The organism is Pantoea sp. AG702 (assembly GCF_003182295.1).
GTDB classification, from domain to species: domain Bacteria; phylum Pseudomonadota; class Gammaproteobacteria; order Enterobacterales; family Enterobacteriaceae; genus Pantoea; species Pantoea ananatis.
In genome coordinates this window covers 1-1,224 of the sequence record NZ_QGTU01000021.1, presented here as the reverse complement: position 1 = coordinate 1,224, position 1,224 = coordinate 1, and the positions used below count along the sequence as shown (strand labels likewise).

The 1,224-nt window shown below is 53.4% G+C and carries 1 protein-coding gene; it reads right to left on the bottom strand.

Features of this window, described 5'->3' with window-relative positions:
* Positions 1-32: 32 nt before the first annotated feature.
* Positions 33-1,153 (bottom strand): IS3 family transposase gene (locus DFO57_RS22525; RefSeq protein ID WP_085980269.1). Its coding sequence is split into 2 segments (ribosomal slippage): positions 33-895 and positions 895-1,153, totalling 1,122 coding nucleotides; the frame shifts between segments, so codons are not numbered across the junction.
* Positions 1,154-1,224: the final 71 nt, after the last annotated feature.

Below are 1,224 nucleotides of genomic sequence, written 5' to 3'. Positions count from 1 at the left end.
CGTTGACCAGCCCCCAGTATTAGATACAACCTTCAGTTAGTAATGTCGGTGGGTTTTTCTTCATGTTTCCCGTTTCGCCAGCCTGCTGCAAATTCAGATGGCGTCTGATAATTCAGCGATGAATGAGGTCTGGACTCGTTATAGTCCTGCCGCCAGTCATTAATGATTTTCCGGGCATGAAGAACATCGCTGAACCAGTGCTCATTCAGGCATTCATCCCGAAAGCGACCGTTAAAACTCTCAATAAATCCGTTTTGAGTTGGCTTGCCTGGCTGGATTAAGCGCAGCTCAACACTATGTTCAAAGGCCCATTGATCCAGCGCGCGGCAGGTAAATTCCGGACCATGATCGGTTCTTATTGTCGCAGGATATCCACGAAACAGCGCAATGCTGTCCAGAATCCGCGTGACCTGAACACCTGAAATCCCGAAAGCGGCTGTGATCGTCAGACACTCTTTCGTGAAATCATCCACACAGGTCAGGCACTTAATCCGGCGGCCGCTGGCAAGTGCATCCATGACAAAATCCATTGACCATGTCATGTTCGGCGCATCCGGGCGGAGAAGCGGAAGCCGTTCAGTCGCCAGACCCTTACGGCGGCACCTGCGTTTTACACACAGACCGTTAAGGTGATAGATGCGGTAAACCCGCTTATGGTTGACGTGAAGGCCCTCCCGGCGCAATAACTGCCAGATCCGCCGGTAACCAAATCGCCGGCGTTCAAGTGCCAGCTCTGTGATCCGTAGAGACAGTTGCGCGTCAGCAGCAGGACGCTGGGCCGAATAACGGCAGGTTGAAAGTGACAGACCAGCCAGACTGCAGGCACGGCGTTGCGACAGACCCATTGCCTCACACATGACCTCCACGGCTTCCCGCTTCTGGTCTGTCGTCAGTACTTTCGCCCCAGAGCCACCTGAAGTGCCTCCTTATCCAGCATGGCTTCGGCAAGGAGCTTCTTGAGGCGGGCGTTCTCCTCTTCAAGCGACTTGAGCCGCTTCACTTCGGGAACTTCCATGCCGCCGAACTTCTTGCGCCAGGAGTAAAAGGTGGCATCTGAAATGGCATGCTTGCGACAGAGTTCCCGGGCCGAAACCCCGTCTTCTGCCTCGCGGAGAATACTGATGATCTGTTCGTCGGAAAATCGCTTCTTCATGGGGATGTCCTCATGTGGCTTATGAAGACATTACTAACATCACGGTGTATTAATCAACGGGGAGCAGGTCA